Annotated in this window: 4 protein-coding genes; all 4 read right to left on the bottom strand. The window is 73.4% G+C overall.

Translation table 11 applies throughout. The features are described 5' to 3' along the window. On the bottom strand, positions 1–1378 hold a 1378-nt coding region (locus ABZ885_RS38435), incomplete at its 3' end, for a cytochrome P450 (RefSeq protein WP_360199427.1). A 100-nt stretch (positions 1379–1478) separates the two neighbouring features. Then, positions 1479–2096, bottom strand: a complete 618-nt coding sequence (locus ABZ885_RS38430) for an ATP/GTP-binding protein (protein ID WP_360199426.1) — start codon at positions 2094–2096, stop codon at positions 1479–1481. After that, positions 2077–2439 carry a DUF742 domain-containing protein gene (locus tag ABZ885_RS38425; protein WP_360199424.1) on the bottom strand — a complete coding sequence of 121 codons (363 nt, stop codon included), beginning with the start codon at positions 2437–2439 and terminating at the stop codon, positions 2077–2079. Before ABZ885_RS38425 ends, ABZ885_RS38430 begins: the two co-directional genes overlap by 20 nt. After that, the gene (locus ABZ885_RS38420) at positions 2436–2843 is read right to left on the bottom strand and encodes a roadblock/LC7 domain-containing protein (RefSeq protein ID WP_360199422.1); all 408 of its coding nucleotides are present in this window, start codon (positions 2841–2843) and stop codon (positions 2436–2438) included. Before ABZ885_RS38420 ends, ABZ885_RS38425 begins: the two co-directional genes overlap by 4 nt. Between the last annotated feature and the right edge of the window lie 165 nt (positions 2844–3008).

Genomic DNA, 3008 nt, shown 5'->3' with positions numbered 1-3008 from the left:
CGGGCACGGCGGGCACGGCGGGCACGGCCGGGCCGACGGCGGGCGGGTCGGCCGGGGGCGCGGCACGCGGCGTGAACTCGACCGGCAGGTCGACCAGGTGGCGCGAGATCCAGGCCGACGTCCAGCTCAACTCCTCCTCCGGGACGGCGAGCCGGAGGTCGGGCAGCCGGGTGAGCAGGATGTCGATGCCGGTCTCCGCGATGGCCCGCCCGATGTCCTGGCCGGGGCACTCGTGCGGACCGCCGCCGAAGGCGAGGTGCGAACGGTTGCCGTGGAGCGGCTTGTCGAGGTCGGGCCGGACGACCGGGTCGACGTTGCCCGCGGCGAGGCCGAGCAGCAGCATGTCGCCGGTCCTGATCTGCTGCCCGCCGAGCTCGGTGTCCCCGGTCGCCCAGCGGCCCGCGACCAGCGACATCGGCGCGGAGTCCCAGAGCACCTGGTCCAGGGCGTCGGGCAGCGTCATGTGGCCGCCCGACAGGTGGGCGCGGAAGCGGACGTCGGTGAGGACCATCTTCAGGGTGTCCGCGATCAGGTTGACGGTCGTCTCGTTCGCGGCGAGCAGCACCACCCGCAGGTGCTCCAGCACCTCGTCGTCGGTGAGCTCGGCCTGGTGCTGCATCAGCCAGGACACCAGGTCGCTGCCGGGCGACTCCCGCTTGCGGTCCATCATCCGGCGCAGCGACGCGACGACGTAGTCGTTGCTGGCGATGGCCGTCTCGGTGCCCTTCATCAGGTCGCGGGCGGCGTCCACCAGGCGGGGCCCGTACTCCTCGGGCATGCCGACCAGCTGGGTCATCACCAGCATCGGCAGGTGCTCGGCGAACTGCGAGACCAGCTCGGCCCGGCCGGAGGGGCCGAACTCGGCGATCAGCTGGTCGGTGAAGCGGGTGACGTGACGCCGGATGCCGCGCCGGTCGAAGCGGTTGAGGCTGTCGGTGACGGCCCCGCGCAGCCGCTTGTGCTCGGCGCCGTCGGCGAACACGCACAGCGGCTGCCAGGCGATCACCGGCATCAGCGGGGAGTCGGCGGCGACGAGGCCCTCCTGGAACGCTGTCCAGCGGCGGGAGTCCCGGGAGAAGCGCGAGGGGGTGCGCATCGCGGTGAGGTTCGCCGAGTGGCCGAGGATCAGCCAGGCGGGGAGGTCGCCGTGCAGCAGGACGGGGGCCACCTCGCCGTGCTCGGCGCGCAGCTTCTCGTACAGGCCGGCCGGGTCGGCCTCGGCCTCGGGCCCGTAGATCCGCCGCAGGCCTGCGGCGGCGAGGCCGTGGCCGCCGGGGCTCCGGTGCCCGGGGCCGTCGGGATCCGCGGCGTCGAGTCCGTGGGCGGGGCAGCCGGGCGGCGGGGTGGGGGAGGCGTCGTCGGTGAACGGGGAGGTCACGGTGTCTCCGGGGTCGGCGCGCGGAGGCCGGCGCGAACGCCGGTCCTCACGCAGCGGGAACGGTACGGCGGCGGGACGGCGGCCCGGGGGCGGCCGCGGGTCACCGCGCGGGCTGGGCCGAGAGGTTGTACAGGTGGTGCATCAGCGCGAGCAGGACGTCCCGGCTGGACTCCCGGGACCGGGCGTCGCAGGCGACGATCGGCACCTCGACGGGCAGGTCGAGCGCCGCGCGCAGGTCCTCGGTCGGGTGGCTCGGCGACTCGGGGAAGGTGTTGACGGCGACGACGAACGGCACGCCGCGGTCCTCCAGCCGGCCGATCACCTCGAAGCTGACCTCCAGCCGCCGGGTGTCGACCAGCACGACCGCACCGAGCGCGCCCTCGAACAGGCCGTTCCAGAGGAACCAGAACCGCTCCTGCCCGGGCGTGCCGAACAGGTACAGCACCAGTTCCGCGTTGATGCTGATCCGGCCGAAGTCCATCGCGACGGTGGTGGAGGTCTTGCGCTCGATCCCGGCGAGGTCGTCGACGCCGACGCCGGCCTGGGTCATCGTCTCCTCGGTGGTCAGCGGACGGATCTCGCTGACCGAGCCGACCATCGTGGTCTTGCCGACGCCGAAGCCGCCCACGATCACCACCTTGACCGCCATGGCGGCCGTGTCCGGCAGCAGGTCCGCCACCGGCGGGCCCGTCACGGTGTCACAGTTTCTGGAGTCCATGCATCACCGCCTCCAACAGGGCGCGGTCGGGGAGGATCGCCTGCGGGACGCAGGCACGGGCTTCGATCAGGTGCTCGTCGAGCAGGTCGGCGAGCAGGACGGTGACGACGCTCACCGGCAGTCCGAGGTAGGCGGAGATCTCCGCGACGGACAGCGGCGCACCGCAGATCCGCAGGATCGCCGCGTGCTCCGGCTGCATGGTCGGCGCCGGCTCCGCCCGGGACACGATCAGCGTCACCAGGTCGAAGGTGGTCTGCTCGGGCAGGCCGCTGCGGCCGCGGGTGATCACGTAGAGACGCTCGGGGTCGGTCCCGTCGTCCCAGTCCCGGTCGGTTGAGTTCATGCGACCTGCCCGCCGTTGCGCGGGGGCGTGGTGAGGTGTTCGCCGATCCGGGCGACCAGGTCACGCATCCGCTGGCCCATCAGGCCGGCGTCGACGCCGTCGTCGGCCAGCACGGCGAGGTAGGCGCGGGCACCGGCCGCCATCAGGTAGAAGAAGCCGCCGCCCATCTCGATGACGACCAGTCTCATCCGGCCGTCGCCGTGCGGGAACTCGTTGCCGACGGCGGCGGCCAGGCTCTGCAGGCCGGCGCAGGCGGCGGCGAGCCGGTCGGCCGCGTCCGGGTCGCCGCCGTGCTGCGCCATCCGCAGGCCGTCGGCGGAGAGCACGATGACCTGCCGGGTGAACGGGACGCTGTCCGCGAGGTCCTTGAGCATCCAGTCCATGTTGGTGCGCTGCTGAATCACTGCTCGCCCTTCTCTGCCTGCTCTTCGCTGGTGTGACCGGCCTCGCCGGTGGACGGGGTCTGGCCGTTCACTGCCTCGGTGAACGCGGCGAGCCACAGCCCTGGCTCGACCGGCGCCTGGGCCGGCTCCGGGACCGCGGAGGCCCGGGCGGCGGCGCCGCGGTAG

The organism is Kitasatospora sp. NPDC047058, from assembly GCF_040643935.1.
In the GTDB taxonomy this organism is placed as follows: Bacteria; Actinomycetota; Actinomycetes; order Streptomycetales; family Streptomycetaceae; genus Kitasatospora.
Note: the sequence above shows the minus strand (reverse complement) of the source record. Positions and strands in the feature narration are given on the sequence as shown.

Coding starts and splice junctions, on each gene's coding strand:
- ABZ885_RS38430 (WP_360199426.1), bottom strand. CDS start 2,096: ATGGACTCCAGAAACTGTGACACCGTGACGGGCCCGCCGGTGGCGGAC.
- ABZ885_RS38425 (WP_360199424.1), bottom strand. CDS start 2,439: ATGAACTCAACCGACCGGGACTGGGACGACGGGACCGACCCCGAGCGT.